The following is a 20003-nucleotide window of genomic DNA, read 5'->3' as shown; positions in this document are numbered from 1 at the left end:
ATGCCTTACGCCCGGGGCAACGCGGCGGTCTTCGCACCGCAGTCGTCGACGGTCCAGGCGAAGGCCACCGCGGCCTTCGCATCACCGACCGCCATTCACACCGGACTGATCCACTCTCGCCATCGTAGCGTCGATACGCCGACCCCCCGCCGCGCCCCCAAGACCAACGAAATCTCCGCGATGTGATCAGCACACGCGGACAGCGGCATTCTCACGATCCGTGCAGATAACCAGCTGACCACCGGCGCCGCAATTCATCAGGTAGTCCGACCCGCTCACCGCCGCCACATGTGATGCCCGCAATACCGCTCAGCCGAAGTAGTAGAGCTCGAAGCCCACGGCGTGCGCGGCCGGGAAGCCCGGCTTCGGGGCGGTCGCCATCTCGATGACCGCGCGGACCTGGTCGGCGACCGGTTCCGGGCTGAGCACCTCGAGGTAGCGCCGATGTTCGGCCAGTGAGGCGGCGGCCTGTTCGAGGGTACCGGTGACGTCGACGGCATGGGTGGCGCCGGGGCCGACCACGGCGGCCAAGCGCGGCGACCACGGAGTTTCGGTGAGTTCGGGGAAGATCCACTCGTTGCCCGCATCGGAGATCGCATCGAGGGCGGCGCGGCCGACGGCGCGATGGTCGGCACTATTGACGTAGCCCGGCGCCCAGCTGTCACCAAAGTTGAACAGCACCACCAACTCCGGTTGATGGCGGCGGATCGCGGCGGCCAGATCGCGGCGCAGGGCCAGGGTCTGCTCGACGCGACCGTCCGGATAGCCGAGGAATTCCACCTCGTGTACGCCGACCGCCTTGGCGGCGGCGATCTCCTCGGCCTCGCGCAGGGGCCCGGCCTCGGCGGGCGGCATACCTGCGATCCCGGCCTCACCGGAGGTGACCAGAACGTACCGAATGTCCTTGCCCTGTCCCGTCCATCGCGCGACGGCGGCCGCCGCACCGTATTCGATATCGTCGGGATGGGCCACGATCACGAGGCCGCGCTGCCAGTCTTCGGGAACCTGCTCCACGCGAATCATTCAAGCAGATGCCCCGAGCCGCTACCCCATACGCAGATAGGCCGTGCGCCCGCCACGTCGGACGGCGCACGGCCTACCTCTCGATACCGCAGCGCCCGAGAAGTCCCGGCGGGCGCGCGGCGTTGCTCCGGCGGACGCTACAGCTTGCTCACGGTGGAGTTGTCCGAGCCCGAAACCGCCTTGTACAGCAGGTACAGCCCGAACACGACAGCGCTGATCACCAGGATCGGGAACAGCCCCTTGATCAACGCACCGATGATGGCGAGCGCGATCCAGACGACCGCTACGACACCGATGATTTTCCACAACATGCCAGCCTCCAGAAGGTCTCAGGCGAACCGCCATCCGACGATCCGACTCCTCCATGCTGGCAGCCCGAAAACAATAAATCACCAGCTCAGCACCGATATCCGGGTGAAGATCAGGGTTCACCCTGAGGACACTACGGCCATCTTGTCATTGACAAGATGAGTCTGGTGTGAAACCTTGGAGCGCAGTCGCCCGCCTCGGCGCGACCAGCCCGTAGCTTCAGTCGAAAGAGCAGCCCATGCCCACTCTTCCGTGGATGACCGTGAATGCCCCCACCGCACCCGAGGCGCAGTGCATGGCCTCCCGCCTCGAGGTCAAGTCCTGGTGGCACACACCGGGCTTCCTATTGGCTTCACTGGCACTGTGGCGTCAGGCCCGCCGTTCCCCCGGCGCGCTCGGGGTCGCCTTGAAAGCGGAAATGTGGAAGTGCACCTTCTGGACGTATTCCGCCTGGACCGATAAGGCGGCGATCTACGCCTACGCGGGCGCCGAACCGCACAAGTCGACCATCCAGCGCAAGCGCAAGGTCATGCGCGAGGCCACCTTCGTGTTCTTCACCGCACCTGTCGACGAATTGCCGTTGTCGTGGGACGAAATCCGGCGTCGCATCGCCGAGGAGCGCGATCGGGCAACGTCCGAATAGCGCTGCCGCCGAGTGTCATTCGGCCCGCTTGTCATGGCGGTTGACGGTGATCCTGCGCACGACGGTCAGCACCGTGACCACCATGACCGTCACCAGTTCCAGCAGGTTCCAGGCAATGGGATCCATGCCGGATTCGACTACCGCGCTCGGTGGCCGGTGTGGCGAGGCGAGGATCGGCGCTTCCGGCACGATCACGAGTGCTGGTGTGGCGGCGGGGAGTTCCGACGGGACGACCGGCGCCGCGGGTATCGGTGCCGGTATCTGCGGGCTGGGCTCGAGTTGGAGGGGACGGCCGGGTTCGGGCGGTACCGGGGCCGGGAGCATGAGCAGACAGGTCAGCAGTGCGCTGCCGGTGGTCGCGCTGCCGACAACGACGCTGCCGAGCCCGGATCCACTCGAACCGACCGAGCCGGTGCCGACCGAACCGGGACCCAGCACCCCGCTACCGGTCAGCACCCCACTGCCGGTCGCCAGTCCGAGCAGGATTGTCGCGCTACCGATTACGGCACTGCCGGTGCATGCCGATCCGACACTGCCCGGGTCGAGTCCCAGTGCCGCACCGGCGGTGCCCGCCGATTCTTCACTCGGTACCGCATGCCCAACAGCGAATGCGTCGTCTCGACTATCGACGCCGCCGAAACCGCTCGCCGTACCGCCCGGCACAGCACTACCCGATGGCGCACCACCTGGTGTCGCACTGCCGGTGGCGAGCTGTGCGCTGCCCGTCGCGGCACTCCTCGGCTCGAGACCCAAAACGCCCCCGGCGGAACTGCTACCGGTCCCGTCGCTCACGGAATCCGCGGCGGCACTGCCTGTTCCGACCGCATCGAAAGACGCACTGCCGGTGGCGATATCACCGATGCCCGGCCACTCGGGCAGTGTCGAATCGGCACCGGCGGGCCGACCGGCGAGCAGCCCGGCAGCCAGCGGAACCGCTGCTACCACGGCCAATCCTCGTGCGGCCCTTCGTGTTCGCGCCACCAACGCCATCTGCCGATACCCCATCCGTCGCAGCTCCGCGGTCCGAAGTGACACCTCAGGTGATGTGCTGGTAGCGAGACACCGCGTACTCGAAGGCATCCTTCGGGACGCCGTAGCCGCCCGAGAACGGCCGATCGAGGTTGTAGATCGCCAGCACCGCCGAGCCGACGACGACACCGAGCAGTGCGGTCATCAGCAGACTGCGTTTGGTGACCTCGACGCCGGACAGTACCGCGCTGCACAGCAGCAGGATCGTGCCGAACCACAAGGCCGCATAAAGGAATACGGGCATTCGGTAGCTCGCGTCCATCGCGCGGTCCTGGCGCGCCTCGGCGACCGCGTCGAGGCTGGCCATCGCACTCGTGCGCAGATCGGTGACGTCCGGATCCGTCGAATTCACCGATGCGACGGCATCGCGCAGACTGTCCAGTGTGTCCTGCGTCGGCTGGCTCAACCGCCCGTCCGCCTGCATGACCGGCCATTCCTGGTTGAGGACCTGATCGGTGTAATCCCGCACCAGCCCCTGGATCCGACGGTGTTCCGAATCGGGCATCGCGTGCGCGGTCCAATACGTATCCACCAGCGCCTTCGCCTCGGCAATGGTGTGATTGTGCGCATTGTCGTATTCCTGCCAGCAGATCACCACCACGAAGGCGACCACGGCCAGGAACAGCGTATTGATCAGCTCGAGTACCAGCGACCCGGCCGCTTCGTCGTCGGTCTGCACCCACGACTGCGGCCGCAACCGATCCCCGATGACGAAGATGGCCACCGCGACAACCGCCGCTACGACGGGAACGAGGAAGATCAAAACCATATGGCGACACCACCTCCCGGGACGAACCGGCAAACCGGATCTCCGCCACATGGTCGGTTCGCAGAGTTCGGCCTCGGCGAACGTCAACAGCGTCGATCATCAATTATTCGGGGCCGCCGCCCGGATGGATGTCCTCCCAGCACAATTCGAGCGGAGGCGTTCGATGTTGTTCTGGATGGCGGTGCCACTCGAGACATCTCGATGACCTCGATCCCATTGGGATCACGCCCCAGCTCGAGGTGGTCGCGTGGGGTCGACGCGCCCGCGTCATGGTCGATCCCATAGCAGCGCGTTGACCGCGTACTGGAAGACGTAGACGCCCCACAGCGGCCGAGTCGAGAAGACGCGCACGAGCATGCGCCGATCGAGTCGAGTGCGCTGCGGTCCAGTGCCGTTCTTGGTCGAATCGAGGTCGACCAACGCGCCCCCGGAACGATCGTATCGAGTTCGGCCGGGGTGACACGGCGGTGCGCACGTGGGGGATACAGCCAGTGCCACCAGAACACGGCCAGCGTGAACCCGAGCACGCCGAGCAGCACGAATATCCAACGCCAGCCGAACTGGTTGGTGATCCAGGCCATTACCGGGGCGAACATCACGGTCGCGAAGTATTGGGCGGAATTGAAAACTGCTGTGGCCCGGCATCTTTCGGCGGTGGGGAACCACATGGTGGCCACCCGCGCATTACCGGGAAAGGCCGGTGATTCGAATACACCGAGCAGCAATCGCAGTCCGAATACGATCGACAACGCGTCGGTCGGATCTGATGCCTTTCGAGCATCAGTCGATTTCCAAACAGTGTTGGACCGGCATCGGGACCGGGACCTAATCTGCGGATAAGTCGATCTCGTCCATTCATATCCATAGCCAGGAGGACATTCGTGTCACAGCTATCCGCCCAGGAACTGGGACCCGCGCTGAGCCGCGGCCTGCTCTCCTTCCCGGTCACCCATTTCGACAACGAGCTCGAGTTCGACGAGCGGGCCTACCGGGAGCACGTCGGGTGGCTGTCCCAGTTCGACGTCGCGGGCATATTCGCGGCCGGCGGCACGGGTGAAGGCTTTGCCATGACCAGCGCAGAGATCGATCACGTCGTACGCGCGGCGGTGACCGAGACCGCCGGACGGGTTCCGGTGATCGCGCCCGCGACGACGGGCACCAGGGCGGCGATCGAACAGGCGCGGGCGGCCGAAGCGGCGGGTGCGGACGGAATCCTGCTGCTGCCACCGTATCTCGTGGAAGCCTCGCCGGAGGGAATGGTCGAGCACGTGACCCAGGTGTGTGCGGCGACCTCGCTCGGAGTGATCTTCTACAGCCGCGCCAATGCCGCCTGCGACGATGTGACCGTGGCCAGAATGGCCGAGCGCAGTCCGAACCTTGTCGGGTTCAAGGACGGCGTCGGCAATATCGAGACGATGACGCGAATCTTCGCGCGGCTGGGCGATCGGCTGACCTATATCGGTGGCCTACCCACCGCGGAAACCTTCGCACTCCCCTACACCGAAATGGGTGTGACCACTTATTCGTCGGCGATCTTCAATTTCGCCCCCGAATTCGCGCTCGACTTCTATGCCGCGGTGCGCGACCGCGATCGCGCGACCGTCTACGAGCACCTGCGCAATTTCGTCATCCCCTACCTGGATATCCGCGACCGCCGCCCCGGATACGCGGTGTCGATCGTCAAGGCCGGTCTCACCGCGGTCGGCAGACCGTCCAGCCGGGTGCGCCCGCCGCTCACCGATCTCACCGATCTCACCGAGGCCGAACTCGCCGAGCTGACCACGCTCGTCAAGACCATCGCCTGACCCTGAAGGACATTCGATGACCACCACCGATTCACCCGTTCTCGACCGGATCGCCCGCGTCGAGATCTCCTCGGTCACCTTGTCGCTGCCCACCGGGATCAGCGACGCCAAGGTGCTGACCGGCAGGCAGAAACCGATGACCGAAGTCGCGGTGCTGTTCGCAGAGATCACCACCGAAGCCGGACTGGAAGGCATCGGCATCAGCTACTCCAAACGCGCGGGCGGGCCCGGCCAATTCGCACACGCCCGCGAGGTGGCACCCGTATTGCTCGGCGAAGACCCCAGCGATATCGCCAAGATCTGGGACAAACTCATGTGGGCCGGAGCTTCGGTCGGCCGCAGCGGACTGTCCGTCCAGGCGATCGCCGCGTTCGACATCGCGCTGTGGGACCTCAAGGCCAAGCGCGCCGGACTGCCCCTAGCGAAACTACTCGGCGCACACCGTGATTCGGTGCGTTGCTACAACACCTCCGGCGGCTTCCTGCACGCACCGATCGAAGAAGTCCTCAACCGCGCGACCGAATCGCTCGACCGGGGCATCGGCGGCATCAAAATCAAGGTCGGACACCCCGACAACGCGGTCGACCTGGCCCGGGTCACGGCGGTGCGGGAAAAGATCGGTGACCGGGTCCCGCTGATGGTCGACGCCAACCAACAGTGGGACCGCACCACCGCCCGCCGCATGTGCCGCGCCTTCGATCCGCTGCGACTGGTGTGGATCGAAGAACCGCTCGACGCCTACGATTTCGACGGCCACGCCCAACTCGCGGCCACCTTCGACACCTCGATCGCCACCGGCGAAATGCTCACCAGCGCCGCCGAGCACGCCCAACTCATCCGGGCCGGAATCGATATCGTGCAGCCGGACGCACCCCGCGTCGGCGGCATCACCCGATTCCTCGAAATCATGGCAATGGCCGACCGCGAACATCTGCAACTAGCACCACATTTCGTCATGGAGGTACACGTCCACCTCGCCGCCGCCTACCCCCGCGAACCCTGGGTGGAGCATTTCGAATGGTTCGACCCGCTCTTCAACGAACGCCTCGAGATCGCCAACGGGCGCATGCAGCTGTCATCGCGCCCGGGACTCGGCATAACCATCAGCGACCAGGCCCGCGCCTGGACAGTCGCCGAACACACCATCCGATCCTGAAAGTGGCGGTATCCCAGCAGTTCAGGGGCGGATCGTATGCGGGGCCAGCTTCACCGGCTGCCCAGTCTCCATCCGCCAAAGCGTGTGCTTGCCAACCACACCGCGAGCACAAACTAGATCCATTGCGGGGCAAGCAAATTGGGGCCTACCCCACGGCGGTCGCGGCTCAGACTTTCAGTCCGTGCTTGGTGATATAGAAGTTTTGGAAGGCCACCAGGGCGGCGAGGACGACCAGCCATCCCAGGGTGCACACATAGCGTCGGAGTGAGTCAAATGGTCGCCCTGGACGCTGCATCGAACCGCCGTTCGACTTCGCTCGACAATGACCAGTTGCGCGGACGCCCCGGCAGCCGGTGATGGCGTCCCACGCGGCGGGAATGTCCGACCGACGGTCGGCTCACAACTATTGCCAATATTGGAGATTGCGTGTGGGGACATACCCCATTCCGTTCGGCATCTCCGGATGTCGAAGCGCGAAGCGATCGACGTCGATTACCGACCGGGACCAGATGGCGGGAATTGGAGGGGCCATGGCGGTCGCGGATATTCGGACACTGCGTTACTCGGCGTCGAGAGCCGGCTCAAATCTCTTGCGGGGGAAGTGTGGGTGCGTGCTGATCCGCGACCTCGGTGAGCGCCTGCGCCCAGCCGTCCAACCGGTCGGCGGCATCACGCAGATCCGCCACGATGGCATCGAAATTATGCCGCAGGACCGCGCTTTCGGGGACCGCGAGGATGCGTCCGGCGGCGGCGACCACCTGCTCGTATTCGATGATGCCGCTGTCGAGCCGGCCGAGGGCGAATTGCATATTCTCGGTAAGACCAACGGCAGCAACGGATTTCGAATGCCCCATGGCGCCGAGTGCCTGCTCCATCGCGGTAGTGTCGGCGGCCAACGCGTGCAGCGCGGACGCACCCGATGCCGCGGTTTCGAGCATGTCGGCGAGTTCGTCCTCGGGCAGCCGGTTCGAGCGAGCGATCTGTGCGCCGAGGCCGTGCAGCGCCTTCTCCGCGCGGACAAGGCGGGCAATCGGCCCGCGCGCAGATGACCACGGTGGTGGCTGCTTGCGCGGTACGAAGGTCGCCTGCGGCAGCGGGGCGCTGCGCAACTGGAGATAGCGGCGAGCGCTCAGCGCGGTCCCGGTGACCAACGCCACTGCTCCCCCGCCGACCACGACCACGGCCCATACCGGAGCCGAAATCACCATGAGCCCAACAGTTCCCGCTGTCGTGAGACCGCCGACGGCGCCGAGTTGGAAACTGCGCCGACGGGCCCGGCGGCGCTTGCGCAACTCCCGCTCGCGCGGATCCGCCCAGCGCCGAACCGCGACCAGTGCGTGCGCACCCACCTCACGCAGACTGTCGGGTAGGCTCCCGGGCTGCGGGGCCAGCGCCGACTGCGCGCGCACGATGGCCGCACTACGGCGACGACCGGACCGACCGCGGTTGAGCTGTGCGCGAGGCACCTGCGAGCTCATCGGCTTCCTCCCGGGAACGTGAACCCGCTCAGCAAAAACTGCGGGGTCCAGACCGGCAGGGCCCGAGCATGACCGACGGCCGACCCGCCAGGTACCCGTGCCATGTCCTTCACCGAACCAGTCCTCGCCGAGCTGTATCTCTGTGGAACCACCCGCTACTGCTGCGCGGTCTGGCCCTTGTTCATCTGCGGCTGCGGCTGCGCCGGATTGGCCTGCGCCACACCCGGATTGATCGCGGGCGCGGCCCCACCACCGGCGGGCAGCGCATCGCCGCGCATCGAGGCGCGGATCTGCTCCAGCTTGCTGTGCCCGGCCATCTGGATGCTGGCCTGCTGCACCTCGAGCATGCGGCCCTGCACCGAATTGCCAGCGAGTTCGGCGGCACCCAGCGCGTTCGCGTAGCGGCGCTCGATCTTCTCGCGCACCGCGTCCAGGCTCGGCGTGGTGCCGGGCGCGGACAGCGTCGAATCCATCCGCTGCAGCGACGCGGAGACCTGCTCCTGCATCTTGGCCTGCTCCAGCTGGCTGAGCAGTTTGGTGCGCTCGGCGACCTTCTGCTGCAGCAGCATCGCGTTCTGCTCGACCGCCTTCTTCGCCTGCGCGGCCGCCTGCAGCGACTGGTCGTGCAGCACCTTGAGGTCCTCGACGGACTGCTCGGCAGTGACCAGCTGTGCGGCGAACGCCTCGGCCGCGTTGGTGTACTGGATCGCCTTCTCGGTATCGCCTGCCGCGGCGGCTTGGTCGGCCAGCAGAACGGCCTGGCGCGCATTGGCGTTCAGCTTTTCGACATCGTCGAGCTGACGGTTCAGCTTCATCTCCAGCTGGCGCTGGTTGCCGATGACCGATGCGGCCTGCTGCGAGAGGGCCTGATGCTGACGCTGAGCTTCCTCGATAGCCTGCTGAATCTGGACCTTCGGATCCGCATGCTCCTCGATCTTCGAATCGAAGAGGGCCATCATGTACTTCCAGGCCTTGACGAACGGATTAGCCATCGATTGATCCCGCCTCCATAAGATGCGCCGCGCTTTACCGCGACTCTAGTGCGCGACCGTCACGCACCCCATATGTGCCTATCCTCCACCATCTGGCACCTGGGCCGGGCGAACCCGGCCCAACCGACGCCTGATACAGAATCTATCCGCTTTCGGCACCGGTGCGCAGCGCCGGTCACGGACGTCACCTCTCGCAGTCTGCTCAGTTGCTCTTCACCAGAACCAGCATGTCCGCCTTGGGGGCCGGAATGACGATCCGGGTGTCCTCGGCGATCTTGGTTCTGGCACCGGCCACCGACATCGTGGCGGTCGCGGGCTCGGCCGCGGGCTCGGCAGGCTCGGCCGCAGCGGTCCGCTCCGACTCGGATGCGTCGGCGGTCTGCGCGGGTGTGTCGGCGGGCAGCGCATCGGCACCGGCCATGATCGTGCTCACATCCCAGAGCACCCGCGACAGCGGCACATCAAGGGCCGCGCAGATGGCGGCGAGCAGTTCACTGGAGGCCTCTTTGCGGCCCCGCTCGACCTCCGACAGATATCCCAGGCTCACGCGCGCCGAGGTGGAGACCTCACGCAAGGTCCGGCTCTGGGCGAGACGAGCACGCCGCAGACTGTCCCCGATCGCCTCTCGCAGCAGCGTCATGTCGTTCTCCTTCAGCTCCCAGTAACCGGGTCCGCGGGCGCCTGCCAGCGCTGCGCACGCCGTCCTTTCTGGCACAACGTCGAGCACGGGTCAGTTGGTTCCCACGGGGGCAAACTCGATGCGGCGAGCAAGTCGTCGGCGATGTCATCGCGAGCGACCTGCAAGCAGCGGCTGGTCGTATTCTTTCGGGCAACCTGCAAGCAGTCGCTAGCGGTCGTCTCCCACGATACGACGCAACTCCCGTACCGCGCTGTGCGTAGCGCCGATTCTGATCGCCCACCGGTCACCGCCCAGTTTCCACCGCATCACCTCGGTGTGCCCCGGACCGGCCAGACCGAGGAAGACCGTGCCGACGGCATGCCCATCCTGGGAATCGGGTCCGGCGACGCCGGTCAGCCCGATGCCCCAGTCCGCGCCGCAGCGCAGGCGAGCCCCGACCGCCAACTGTTCAGCGGTACTCGCGGCCACCGGCCCCTCCGTCGCCAGCACCTCGTCGTCGACACCCGCGAGACTGTGTTTGAGATCGGTCGCGTAGACGATCAGTCCGCCGCGCAGCACCACGCTCGCCCCCGGCACCCCGGCGATGGTCGCCGCGAGCAGGCCCGCGGTCAGTGATTCCGCGGTCGCTACGGTCTGCCCCGCCGCACTCAACGCATGCACCAACTCGACGACCGGTGCTCCAGTTGTCAGCGGATCGGTCATGCGCCGCGCGTCCGGCCCGGACCTCCCGCGAGCCATACCCGCGCCGCCTGACCCACATAGTCGAGTCCGGTAGCGACCGTCAGTGCGACGGCCACATACATCAGAGTCATTCCCGCGGTGGCGAGTCCACCGTGCAGCGGCAGTAGCAATACCGCGATCGCGACCGACTGCACCAACGTCTTCAACTTGCCGCCGCGACCGGCCGGAATCACCCCGCGCCGCACCACCGCCAGCCGCAATAGCGTGATCCCGATTTCACGACCACAGATGACCAGTGTGATCCACCACGCCAGATCGCCGAGCACCGAGAGTCCGATCACCGCCGAACCGATCAGCGCCTTGTCCGCGATCGGATCGGCGAGCTTGCCGAAATCAGTGACGAGTCCGTATTTGCGGGCCAACTGCCCGTCGAAGCGATCGGTGATCGCCGCGATGCCGAACAGCGCGGCCGCCGCGATCCGCCAGCCGGTCTGATGCCCGCCGCTCGCGAACAGCGCGAGCACGAACAGCGGGACCAGCGCGATCCGCAGCATGGTGAGCACGTTCGCGATATTCATCAGCGGAACGACAGGTTCGGCCGCGGTGGGCACGAATCCGGTGCGCACCCCGGGCTCGCCCCAGCGTCGATCGACATCATCGGGCTGCACGCTCATGCCTCCGCCTCGACCGTGGACGGCTGTGACACGATTCGCTCGCTACGCTCCCGAATGGCCTCCGCCTCGCTGGCGCTCAGCTCCGCCGAGCACAGCCCAACCCTCGCGTCGCCGCTCGAACGCATGCCGAGGCGATGCGGTGAGCGGAGTGGGTGGATGTGCGGCACACGTTCAGAGTATCGGTAACCAGGCGGACTACTGTGCACCCCATGACCTCTCGGGGACCACTTGGTGGTTCGACCAGCGACGCGTATCCGGGCGCGGCACCTGCCGCGAACAAATCTGCCCCTCTCATGCGACGCGCCCGAACCTCCGATGTGCCCCAGATCAAGCACCTCGTCGATGTCTACGCCGGTCGGATCCTGCTGGAAAAGAACCTGGTCACGCTGTACGAGGCGGTGCAGGAATTCTGGGTGGCCGAACTCGACGGTCGGGTGGTCGGCTGCGGCGCGCTGCATGTGCTCTGGGCCGATCTCGGCGAGGTCCGCACCGTCGCGGTGCATCCCGATGTCAAGGGGCACGGAGTCGGGCGGCTCATCGTGGAGCGGCTTGTCGCCGTGGCCAGGGAGCTCGAGCTGGGCCGGCTGTTCGTGCTCACCTTCGAGGTGGAGTTCTTCGGCAGGCATGGGTTCGCCGAGATCGACGGCACACCGGTGACCGCCGAGGTGTACGCGGAGATGTGTCGGACCTTCGATCCCGGTGTCGCGGAGTTCCTCGATCTCAGCTATGTGAAGCCGAACACCCTCGGCAATACTCGAATGTTGCTCAATCTCTGACCAGAACGGATCGATCGTGCCCATTTTCGCCGTGCACTACACCTACTCCGATGCCACCATCGAGGCTCGCGACACCTTCCGGCCCGAACATCGGGCCTGGCTGACCGGCTTGGTCGAGGCGGGTTCGCTGCTCACCAGCGGCCCCTACCCGGACGGATCCGGCGCACTGCTGCTGTTCCAGGTCGCGGACGAGGCGACGATCAAGGAACTGCTGCCGCAGGATCCGTTCGCGCGCGAGAACCTGATCGCCGCGGTACGCGCGGTGGAGTGGCTGCCGGTGATGGGCACATTCGCTTCCTGACGACCGGCTGACCACCGCGTGTCACGGCTCAACACTCGGTTGTCAGCAAATTTTCGGCGACACACCGGGGCGGGTGTGGACGAACTCCGGCCAGGAGACGCAGACTCCCCCGTATGCGCATATCCGCCGCGATTTTCGCGTCGATGTCGGCTGCGGTTCTGACGCTGACCGTGTGTTCCATGACCGGTCGGCACACCGATTCCGACAATCCGGCAAACTCTGCGGTCGTCGGTCGCCTGGTGCTGCACTCCGGCGTGGCCGACGAACTGCAGTACCGCTCCGATGACGGCTACTACTTCCAGACAGCGGACCGCAGCATCGCCTGTGGCTTCCTCGACGAACCATTCGCAGAGCCGAAGCGACCTGTGGGTTGCCAGGGCGCTACCCAGCCCGCTCCGCCGCAGATGCAGGCGTGCTGGAGTAGCGACCCCAGCGCGGCCGCCCTCGCCGTCGGCGACAACGCCGGATATCTCTGCGTGAACCGTGGCTTCTTCGCCGGACCGCCGATGGCGCCCGGCGCGGAAACCAGCGGCGGGCCGGTGCTGCCGGTCGGGTCGAGCCTGAGTGTGCACGGATTCACCTGCCTGGCCCAGCCCGTCGGCGTGACCTGCCGCAACGACGCGACCGGGCGCGGTTTCGAGATCACGCCGGAGTACAACCGGGTGTTCTAGTCGCCGACCCGGCTCTCGGCCGACCGGGGTGCCGCACTACGGGTTTTGAGCAGGCTCGCCACCGTCGCGATAACCAGAATGCCGAGAATGACACCCAGCGAGACCGGTGTCGAAATCTCCGGTACCTTGACGTGCTCACCACCGTTGATGAAAGGCAGGGTGTTCTCGTGCAATGCGTGCAGCACCAGTTTGACGCCGATGAACGCGAGGATCGCCGACAGGCCATAGGACAGGTAGACCAGGCGATCCAGCAGGCCGCCGATGAGGAAGAACAGCTGCCGTAGACCCATGAGCGCGAAGGCGTTCGCGGCGAAGACGATATACGGCTCGTCGGTGAGACCGTAGATCGCCGGGATCGAGTCCAACGCGAACAGCAGATCCGCGAAGCCGATCGCCAAGAGTGCCAACAGCAATGGGGTCACCGCGCGCCGCCCGTCGATCCGGGTGACGAGCTTGTCGCCGTCGTATTCGTCGGTGGTCGGGAGCACTCGTTTGGCGAGCGTCACGATCCGACTGTCGCGCTTTTCCTCCTGCTCGACCTCATGTCCGCTCTCGCGCAGCAGTTTGACGGCCGTGTAGACCAGGAACAGGCCGAACAGATAGAACACCCAGCTGAACGCGCTGATCGCGGCCGCGCCCACGGCGATGAACACCCCGCGCATGACCAGGGCCAGCACGATGCCGATCAGCAGCACCTTCTGCTGGTAGATCCGCGGCACCGCGAACGTCGACATGATGATGACGAAGATGAACAGGTTGTCGACCGAGAGCGCCTTCTCGGTGACGAAGCCCGCGTAGTACTCCCCCGCGAAGGTCGAACCCCATTGCCAGGCGACGAATCCGCCGAACACCAGGGCAAGGCCGATGTAGATCGCCGACCAGCTCCCGGATTCCTTGAAGGTCGGATCGTGCGGCGTGCGGACATGGGCGAAGAAGTCGAAGACGAACAGACCCAGGATCACCGCGATCGTGAGCGTCCACTCGAGTGCGGTCACGTGCATGCGGGCTCCGGGGCGGCAAGGTGTGTCATGACAGCAATCATGCCCGATTTGTCCGTTCTGGGTGGCTAGCGGGAGGGTTGCTGACCATAATTTCACATGCGTGGCTGGCGACCGACATGCCACAGTCACGACTGTGACCCACGACTACCGCATCCTGAACAAGGCGAACTGGGACGAGCGCGCGCCCGCCCATGCCGCATCGCACGACTACGCCGTGGACCGGTTCGTCGCCGATCCGGAATTCCTCAGCGACGTGGTCCGGTTCGATCTGCCGCTACTAGGCGACATTCGCGGGCTGCGCGGCGTACACCTGCAATGCCACATCGGCACCGACACCATCTCCCTTGCGCGCCTCGGGGCGCGGATGACCGGACTGGACTTCTCTCCCGCAGCGCTGACCCAGGCTCGGTTGCTGGCCGAAGCGACCGGTAACCGGGTCGATTTCGTCGAGTCGGACGTGTACGACGCGGTATCCGCACTCGGCGCAGCACAATTCGATCTGGTCTTCACCGGAATCGGCGCACTGTGCTGGATTCCGAGCGTCGATCGCTGGGCGCGGACGGTCGCGGAGTTGCTCCGGCCGGGCGGTCGGTTGTTTCTGCGCGAGGGGCATCCGATGTTGTGGGCTATCGACGAAACCCGAACCGACCGACCGACTGTCGGCTATCCCTACTTCGAAATGCCTGAGCCCACGGTGTTTTCGTCTGGAACGACTTATGTCGAGACCGAGACCGAATTCACCCAGACCGTGACGCACGAGTGGAATCATGGACTCGGCGACGTGGTGACCGCACTACTCGACCACGGCATGACGATCACCGGACTCGTGGAGCACCGCAGCGTTCCCTGGGAGGCATTGCCCGACCAGATGACACGGGATGCGAATGGCGAGTGGCGGCTGACCGAACATCCGGAGCGACTGCCACTGACTTACACCCTACAGGCACGCCGACAACTCGCCGGTAGGGAATAAATGGGTTCCTCATCGCCTCATTCGGTGTTAGCGTTATCCGGAACGTTATCAGCACCCCGTAATCGGGACCACGAAAGGCAAAGGCAATGACCAGCACTCAGGACCAGGGACTACGCTCCCTCGCCGGTGCCTGGCAATTGCGTGCGGGCGCCCGGCTGTCGGCGTCGCAGCTGCGCCCGACCTGGCTGCGGATGTCGCAGCTGCGAGGGATGAACACCCGGAGCCGCCCCTGAGGTCTCGATTCGAGAAGGCCTGAGCAGGGGCCGCTCCCGGCGAAATAATCGCCACGGAGCGGCCCCTTTTCTTATCCAGCGGATGTAGCTCAACTGGAAGAGCAACGATCTCCAAAGTCGTCGGCTGCGGGTTCGAGTCCCTCCATCCGCGCTCATAACTTCATAGTGAATATACGGCAGTAGGCAATTGGCGATACCGGATATGAATAACCCTGCTGCGGACCGGTTTCGACCCGTGTAGCTCAGCGGATCAGAGCTGACCCTTTCGAACGACCTGCAAGCAGTCGCGACGGACGCCCTCCGCCGCCGGGCCGGTGGTTCGACCCCACCCACGGGTACCAAAACCATTCCCTCGTAGCCCAATTGGCAGAGGCACCGGACTTAGGATTCGGTTGGTGCGAGTTCGAATCTCGCCGAGGGAACGATCCGGGTATGCACTCGGACCAGCGCTCGTAGCTCAACGGATGGAGCACCTGTTTACGAAGCAGGCGGATGAAGGTTCGAATCCTTCCGAGCGCGCTGATGGAGTGCGGTGTAACGGCAGCATGTCGGGCGCTGAACTCGTTGATCCAGGTTCGAATCCTGGCACTCCAGCCCATACCGTACCCAGGCTCATGCAGGTTCGCCCCGGGGCTCTCATAAGGCCCTGCCGCGTGGTTCGACTCCACGATGAGCTACCACCGCCCCGCCATCGGGTGCCGGGAGTCGGGGCTGGTTCGATGGGTCGGGTGCGGATACTTGTCACCGGCGCGAATGGGTACCTCGGCAGCGCGGTCGCCGGGGCCTTGGACGACAGCGGACACGATGTCGTCGGGCTGGTGCGTCGGGGGCGAGCCGGTGTCCCGGATGGGATTCCGGTGCGGACCGCCGACCTCGGCGACCGCGGTGCACTCGGCGCGGCATTGGTCGATGTCGATCTGGTCTGCCATCTCGCCGCGCTGACTCGCGTTCGCGAATCGTTTGCCAGCCCGCTCGAATATTTCGAGGTCAATGTGGGCGGCACCGTGACCCTACTGCACGCCATGGCGGCTTCCGGAGTACCCAGACTGGTCTTCGCGTCTACCGCGTCGATCTACGGCGCAGCGGAGCGCCAGCCCATGGCAGAGGAGCTGGCAGACGATCCGCCACATCCCTACGCCGCGAGCAAGCGGGCGGCCGAGACGGTGATCGCCGCACAAGCCGCGACCGGTCGGCTCGATGCAACGGTCTTGCGGCTGTTCAACATTGCCGGTGGACCCGATCCGGACGACACACGGATCGTCTCCCGGATCCTCTCGGTGGCCGCGGGTGACGAGCCGACCCTATTCGTGAACGGTGACGGAACCGCCGTACGCGATTACGTACATCGCGACGACGCCGCCCGCGCCTTCGACGCGGCGGCGGCCGCACGCCCGCAGCCGGGCCGATGCCGGCGCTACAACATCGGCTCCGGTGTGGGGACCAGCGTCGGCGATCTCGTGGCCGCGGCCGCGCGGGTGACCGGACGCCACATCCCGGTCGAATATCGTGCCGCGGCACCGGAACCGAACCGGCTCATCAGCGACAGCAGCCGTGCGCGTACCGAATTGGGCTGGTCGCCGAAGACATCCGATATCGACACCGTCATCAACGACGCCTGGGCGGCTCGGATCGGCGCCGCCACCGATGGGAAGGACCAACTCCGGCGCTCGTCCGATTGTGCATAGTTTCGTGAAATGCGAATTGCCTCTTCACTTCTCACCGCAACGCTGGGTGTCATCGTGAGTGCCTTCGGCGCCACCGCGGCCGCCGCACCGCCCTCGGGTTCGGCGTTGCTGCAACCGACATGGGACCTGCCGAGCGACACCGCTGCCGCCGTGCACGCCGCCGGTCTGCCGCTGCTGGACAAGATGTCGACGACCTATCACTACCACGCCCATCTCGATGTCATCGTGTACGGACAGCCGGTCGTCGTCCCGGCCCTGATCGGCATCGATGACGCCCGCCGGATGGGCTCCCCGATGCATACCCACGATGCGACCGGGATCGTGCACCTCGAGTCGGCCGAGGATATCCCGTTCACGCTCGAGCAGTTCTGCACCGAGTGGGGTCAGCCACTGACCGCCGAGCAGGTCGGCCCGATCCACTTGACCCCCTTCGAGACGGTGCACCTCTACGTCAACGGGGTTCGCTTTCCCGGCGACCCCGCCTCGTATCGTTTTGCCCCCTACGACGAAATCGCATTGGTCGTGGGCAGCCGATCGATGACTCCGGTCGTGCCCACGCACTACGACTTCCCGCCGGACCTCTCGCAGCACTAGGCAAAGATCTTGCGGCGCACCTAGTTTCATGGGCGAAACTCCCAATCATGGGGAGGTGTGATCGTTGACACTGCCTGGGTGACTATCGAAACTCTAAGGCCTCCAGCACTTCTGGAGCCTTGTTGGCCGACATGGTGAGTTCTCAATGAAACGAGGAACCAGGCTATGACGACAACCATCGCGTCGATGTCGACCGAAACCGACGTCCCCCCTGCGGAATTCGATACCACTCACCTGAAAGAGAATTTGCGCTGGGGCCACCTGTTCTGGCCGGGTTCCACCGCGTTGACCGAAGAGCAGATCGATGACCGGGTCACCCGCTACCAGCGGTCGCTGGAGCGCTTCCGCGCCAGCGGTATGCAGGGCAACTACCTGCCCGATGACCTCGAGGTCGATTCGGCCTGGCATGCGCACCAGTGCGACCCCATCGGCTACGCGGAGTTCTGCAAGAGCTACTTCGGCGGCATCCTCGCGCACACCGTGACGCTGTGTGTCTGCAAATTGGTCGATCTCGACAAGAAGTAGGCACCGAACCGAGAGAGGTAGCCCGTGGACGCACTGCTGAACATGATCGCCGCACTATTCGCGACGCAGGGACATCTGGATATTCCGATCCCTTCGAGGAACTGCTGATCCACGCGAGGAGCGGCCCGTCGACGACGACGGAAAGGAGGTAGCTCGTGGACGCACTGTTGAATATGATCTCCGCGATGTTCGCATCGCAAGCACAGATCGACATCCCGCAGGTCCCCGTTAACCGTTGCTGACCCAGGCGGCGACGGCACGGCCCGGCCGGATACTCCGGCCGGGCCGTGCCCGTCAGGCAGTGACGGACTGATCGGTGAACAGATATCCCTCGGACCAGATGTAGCGGGTGCCACCCCACCGTGCCGCGGAGGCCACATCCGGAAAGAACCCTCGGCCTTCGAAATTCGCGCTGGTATTGCACAACACCGGCACGCCGCTGATGGCCTCGTACCCGGCCAGGATCCGTGCGGTGGCGCGGTTTGCCGATTCATCGATGGTCTGCAGCCGCGCCGTACCGTCGACATGCAGCACCGCCGGAATCCGGTCGGTCCACTCGGGGCGGGTGCGGTGTTCGAAGAGCATGTACGGATCGCTACCGCCGGGCTGGAAGACCTCCGCTGCACGCGCGGTCAGGCAGACCGGCGCCACCGGCCGGTAGTGCGCACGGTTCTTGATGTCGTTGAGCCGGTCTTTCATCGCCGCATCCGTCGCGGGAGCCAGAATGCTGCGGTTGCCCAGCGCCCGCGGTCCGAGCTCGGCCCGACCCGACAGCACCACCACCGGCTCGCCCACCCGGTGCAGCAAGCGCGCGACTCCCCGCTCGTCGCAGGGCTGTCTGCGCCAGTTCTCCGGCACCCCACTGACACCGACCCGCGGACCGGAATACACATCCCACCGCAATGCCGGACTCGGCCCGTACCGGAACATTTCGCAGCATGCGGCGCCGATCGCGGCGCCGGAGTCATTGGGAAAGGGCGGAATCCAGATCTCCTCGACGATGCCCTGGGTGCGCAGCAATGAGTTCCATTTGATATTCAAGGCGCAGCCGCCGGTCACCACCAGCTTCGATGGCAACGAAGAGTCCTGACGCACCAGCGAACTCAGCGCCCGCACCAACCGATCCCCCAGATATGCCTGGAAGGTGGCGATGAGGTCGGCATCGGACAATCCGGGAAGCAGCTCGTCCCGATTCGCCGATACCTTCGCACCAACCAAGCGGGCCGCATCCTGCGACGGGTTCGGTTGCGCCGCAAGGATTTCATCGAACACCGGGTATGCGGACTCTGCCACGGTGCCCAGCCCGGCGTAGGCCATGGCCTTCCCCGGAATGGCCAAGTGCTGCCGCAGGATCTGATCCCGGGACAGACCTTCGGCTTTCGGGATGAACGGCCCGAAGTGGGAACTGAAGTAGGTGAAGATATTGCCGACGATCGGCAGCACGGTGGCCACCGCACGGACGGTTCGGGCCGCCGCCGCGACATGGTAGACCCGTGCTGCGGTGCCGCCGTCCCAGACCAGCACCAGCGCATCCTCCCCGCGCGCCGCGAACGGGCTGGTGCAATAGCCACCCAGGATGTGCTGGTCGACATGGTGATAGCTGACGTACTCCTCGGCGGCGGAACCGAATCCGTGCCCGCGGAAGCGGTGACGCGCGATCGGCACCGTGCGCCCGGGGCGATCCTGGTAGGGCGCGACCGCGAGTTCGATCGGGCGGCCACCGGCGAGCGTCGCGATACTCGACGGCTCCGTCGAATCGGTATCCGGCACCGCACCATTCGCGAACCAGCCGTCGACCACGAACCGGTCGATATCGGCGGGCGTGAGCCCCTCCGACCGTAGTATCTCGGCGACCCGGTCGAGATCCCCCAGCGTGCTGTACCGGAGTCCGTTGCCGAGCTTCTCCATCTCGATGCTGAACACCAACCGGTCGTTCTCGACAACCGCGACACCGCCATCGTGCGACACCTTGATTCCGCAGATCACCATGTCGGGCCAGTGTAGCCACGCCACACTGGCCCACCGACGGTGAGAATAGTTGCCGC

24 protein-coding genes, 4 tRNA genes and 2 pseudogenes are annotated in these 20003 nt (G+C 65.5%); 17 read left to right on the top strand and 13 right to left on the bottom strand.

Translation table 11 applies throughout. The features are described 5' to 3' along the window. Entirely contained in the window at nt 1-186 is a 186-nt protein-coding gene (locus tag ACQP1G_RS12345; protein WP_433202474.1) for a hypothetical protein, read from the top strand. A gap of 123 nt (nt 187-309) precedes the next feature. On the opposite strand, the gene ACQP1G_RS12340 is transcribed toward ACQP1G_RS12345, so the two are convergent. Together ACQP1G_RS12340 and ACQP1G_RS12335 are read right to left on the bottom strand one after the other, a co-directional pair. Further along, on the bottom strand, nt 310-1014 hold the full coding sequence (locus ACQP1G_RS12340; RefSeq protein ID WP_433202471.1) for a PIG-L deacetylase family protein: 705 nt from the start codon (nt 1012-1014) through the stop codon (nt 310-312). Between the two features lie 146 nt (nt 1015-1160). Further along, the gene (locus ACQP1G_RS12335; RefSeq protein ID WP_169810825.1) at nt 1161-1334 is read right to left on the bottom strand and encodes a hypothetical protein; all 174 of its coding nucleotides are present in this window, start codon (nt 1332-1334) and stop codon (nt 1161-1163) included. Between the two features lie 236 nt (nt 1335-1570). Between ACQP1G_RS12335 and ACQP1G_RS12330 the strand changes: the two genes are divergently transcribed. Next, on the top strand, nt 1571-1975 hold the full coding sequence (locus ACQP1G_RS12330) for a hypothetical protein (protein ID WP_433202468.1): 405 nt from the start codon (nt 1571-1573) through the stop codon (nt 1973-1975). Nucleotides 1976-1990: 15 nt separating this feature from the next. Here ACQP1G_RS12330 and ACQP1G_RS12325 read toward each other — a convergent pair whose 3' ends face one another. The 4 genes and pseudogenes from ACQP1G_RS12325 to ACQP1G_RS12310 all read right to left on the bottom strand — a co-directional run. After that, nucleotides 1991-2920, bottom strand: a complete 930-nt coding sequence (locus ACQP1G_RS12325) for a hypothetical protein (protein WP_433202465.1) — start codon at nt 2918-2920, stop codon at nt 1991-1993. A 91-nt stretch (nt 2921-3011) separates the two neighbouring features. Continuing rightward, on the bottom strand, nt 3012-3773 hold the full coding sequence (locus ACQP1G_RS12320; RefSeq protein WP_433202462.1) for a DUF4239 domain-containing protein: 762 nt from the start codon (nt 3771-3773) through the stop codon (nt 3012-3014). A gap of 267 nt (nt 3774-4040) precedes the next feature. Then, the gene (locus ACQP1G_RS12315; protein WP_433209575.1) at nt 4041-4193 is read right to left on the bottom strand and encodes a hypothetical protein; all 153 of its coding nucleotides are present in this window, start codon (nt 4191-4193) and stop codon (nt 4041-4043) included. 38 nt (nt 4194-4231) lie between these two features. Then, nucleotides 4232-4522, bottom strand: a pseudogene (locus tag ACQP1G_RS12310) (MFS transporter); the annotation flags it as partial. Nucleotides 4523-4654: 132 nt separating this feature from the next. Here ACQP1G_RS12310 and kdgD point away from each other — a divergent pair. Together kdgD and ACQP1G_RS12300 are read left to right on the top strand one after the other, a co-directional pair. Then, nucleotides 4655-5578: a 5-dehydro-4-deoxyglucarate dehydratase gene (gene kdgD, locus ACQP1G_RS12305; protein ID WP_433202459.1), complete on the top strand. Its 924-nt coding sequence runs from the start codon at nt 4655-4657 to the stop codon at nt 5576-5578. Between the two features lie 16 nt (nt 5579-5594). Beyond that, nucleotides 5595-6734: an L-talarate/galactarate dehydratase gene (locus ACQP1G_RS12300; RefSeq protein ID WP_433202456.1), complete on the top strand. Its 1140-nt coding sequence runs from the start codon at nt 5595-5597 to the stop codon at nt 6732-6734. 581 nt (nt 6735-7315) lie between these two features. On the opposite strand, the gene pspM is transcribed toward ACQP1G_RS12300, so the two are convergent. The 5 genes from pspM to pgsA all read right to left on the bottom strand — a co-directional run bounded on the left by pspM (nt 7316) and on the right by pgsA (nt 11199). Beyond that, on the bottom strand, nt 7316-8212 hold the full coding sequence (gene pspM, locus ACQP1G_RS12295) for a phage shock envelope stress response protein PspM (RefSeq protein WP_433202453.1): 897 nt from the start codon (nt 8210-8212) through the stop codon (nt 7316-7318). A gap of 155 nt (nt 8213-8367) precedes the next feature. After that, entirely contained in the window at nt 8368-9204 is an 837-nt protein-coding gene (gene pspA / locus ACQP1G_RS12290) for a phage shock protein PspA (protein WP_433202450.1), read from the bottom strand. Nucleotides 9205-9406: 202 nt separating this feature from the next. Then, complete coding sequence (locus tag ACQP1G_RS12285; protein WP_433202447.1) at nt 9407-9844, bottom strand: helix-turn-helix domain-containing protein; 438 nt, start codon at nt 9842-9844, stop codon at nt 9407-9409. A gap of 207 nt (nt 9845-10051) precedes the next feature. Further along, entirely contained in the window at nt 10052-10546 is a 495-nt protein-coding gene (locus ACQP1G_RS12280) for a CinA family protein (protein ID WP_433202444.1), read from the bottom strand. Next, nucleotides 10543-11199 (bottom strand): CDP-diacylglycerol--glycerol-3-phosphate 3-phosphatidyltransferase, encoded by a 657-nt coding sequence (pgsA, locus tag ACQP1G_RS12275; protein ID WP_433202441.1) that lies wholly within the window; start codon nt 11197-11199, stop codon nt 10543-10545. Before pgsA ends, ACQP1G_RS12280 begins: the two co-directional genes overlap by 4 nt. Before the next feature lie 209 nt (nt 11200-11408). Here pgsA and ACQP1G_RS12270 point away from each other — a divergent pair, with 209 nt between their 5' ends. The 3 genes from ACQP1G_RS12270 (at nt 11409) to ACQP1G_RS12260 (ending at nt 12947) form a co-directional block, all read left to right on the top strand. Beyond that, a complete protein-coding gene (locus ACQP1G_RS12270) occupies nt 11409-11975 on the top strand; it encodes an amino-acid N-acetyltransferase (RefSeq protein ID WP_433202438.1) in 567 nt (188 codons plus the stop codon). A 16-nt stretch (nt 11976-11991) separates the two neighbouring features. Continuing rightward, complete coding sequence (locus ACQP1G_RS12265) at nt 11992-12276, top strand: YciI family protein (RefSeq protein ID WP_433202435.1); 285 nt, start codon at nt 11992-11994, stop codon at nt 12274-12276. Nucleotides 12277-12455: 179 nt separating this feature from the next. Beyond that, nucleotides 12456-12947, top strand: a complete 492-nt coding sequence (locus ACQP1G_RS12260) for a hypothetical protein (protein WP_433202432.1) — start codon at nt 12456-12458, stop codon at nt 12945-12947. Here the strand turns inward: ACQP1G_RS12260 and ACQP1G_RS12255 are convergent. Beyond that, complete coding sequence (locus ACQP1G_RS12255; protein ID WP_433202429.1) at nt 12944-13948, bottom strand: TerC family protein; 1005 nt, start codon at nt 13946-13948, stop codon at nt 12944-12946. The two genes, ACQP1G_RS12260 and ACQP1G_RS12255, sit on opposite strands and share 4 nt — an antisense overlap. Before the next feature lie 133 nt (nt 13949-14081). Between ACQP1G_RS12255 and ACQP1G_RS12250 the strand changes: the two genes are divergently transcribed. The 10 genes and pseudogenes from ACQP1G_RS12250 to ACQP1G_RS12205 all read left to right on the top strand — a co-directional run bounded on the left by ACQP1G_RS12250 (nt 14082) and on the right by ACQP1G_RS12205 (nt 17958). Beyond that, a complete protein-coding gene (locus ACQP1G_RS12250) occupies nt 14082-14921 on the top strand; it encodes a class I SAM-dependent methyltransferase (protein ID WP_433202426.1) in 840 nt (279 codons plus the stop codon). Nucleotides 14922-15007: 86 nt separating this feature from the next. Next, nucleotides 15008-15154 carry a hypothetical protein gene (locus tag ACQP1G_RS12245; protein WP_433202423.1) on the top strand — a complete coding sequence of 49 codons (147 nt, stop codon included), beginning with the start codon at nt 15008-15010 and terminating at the stop codon, nt 15152-15154. Nucleotides 15155-15232: 78 nt separating this feature from the next. Next, a tRNA-Trp gene (locus ACQP1G_RS12240) sits at nt 15233-15305 on the top strand. A gap of 80 nt (nt 15306-15385) precedes the next feature. After that, nucleotides 15386-15495: pseudogene (locus ACQP1G_RS12235) on the top strand. Nucleotides 15496-15502: 7 nt separating this feature from the next. After that, a tRNA-Leu gene (locus ACQP1G_RS12230) sits at nt 15503-15576 on the top strand. Nucleotides 15577-15600: 24 nt separating this feature from the next. After that, nucleotides 15601-15673: transfer RNA gene (locus ACQP1G_RS12225), tRNA-Arg, on the top strand. A gap of 4 nt (nt 15674-15677) precedes the next feature. After that, nucleotides 15678-15748, top strand: a tRNA-Gln gene (locus ACQP1G_RS12220). Between the two features lie 134 nt (nt 15749-15882). Then, nucleotides 15883-16839 (top strand): NAD-dependent epimerase/dehydratase family protein, encoded by a 957-nt coding sequence (locus ACQP1G_RS12215; protein ID WP_433202420.1) that lies wholly within the window; start codon nt 15883-15885, stop codon nt 16837-16839. 9 nt (nt 16840-16848) lie between these two features. Continuing rightward, a complete protein-coding gene (locus ACQP1G_RS12210; RefSeq protein WP_433202417.1) occupies nt 16849-17433 on the top strand; it encodes a hypothetical protein in 585 nt (194 codons plus the stop codon). Nucleotides 17434-17598: 165 nt separating this feature from the next. After that, nucleotides 17599-17958: a hypothetical protein gene (locus ACQP1G_RS12205; RefSeq protein WP_433202414.1), complete on the top strand. Its 360-nt coding sequence runs from the start codon at nt 17599-17601 to the stop codon at nt 17956-17958. 294 nt (nt 17959-18252) lie between these two features. On the opposite strand, the gene ACQP1G_RS12200 is transcribed toward ACQP1G_RS12205, so the two are convergent. Beyond that, nucleotides 18253-19947, bottom strand: a complete 1695-nt coding sequence (locus ACQP1G_RS12200) for a carbamoyltransferase N-terminal domain-containing protein (RefSeq protein ID WP_433202411.1) — start codon at nt 19945-19947, stop codon at nt 18253-18255. Between the last annotated feature and the right edge of the window lie 56 nt (nt 19948-20003).

Origin of the sequence: Nocardia sp. CA-107356 (assembly GCF_050946365.1) — a bacterium.
GTDB lineage: Bacteria > Actinomycetota > Actinomycetes > Mycobacteriales > Mycobacteriaceae > Nocardia.
Note: the sequence above shows the minus strand (reverse complement) of the source record. Positions and strands in the feature narration are given on the sequence as shown.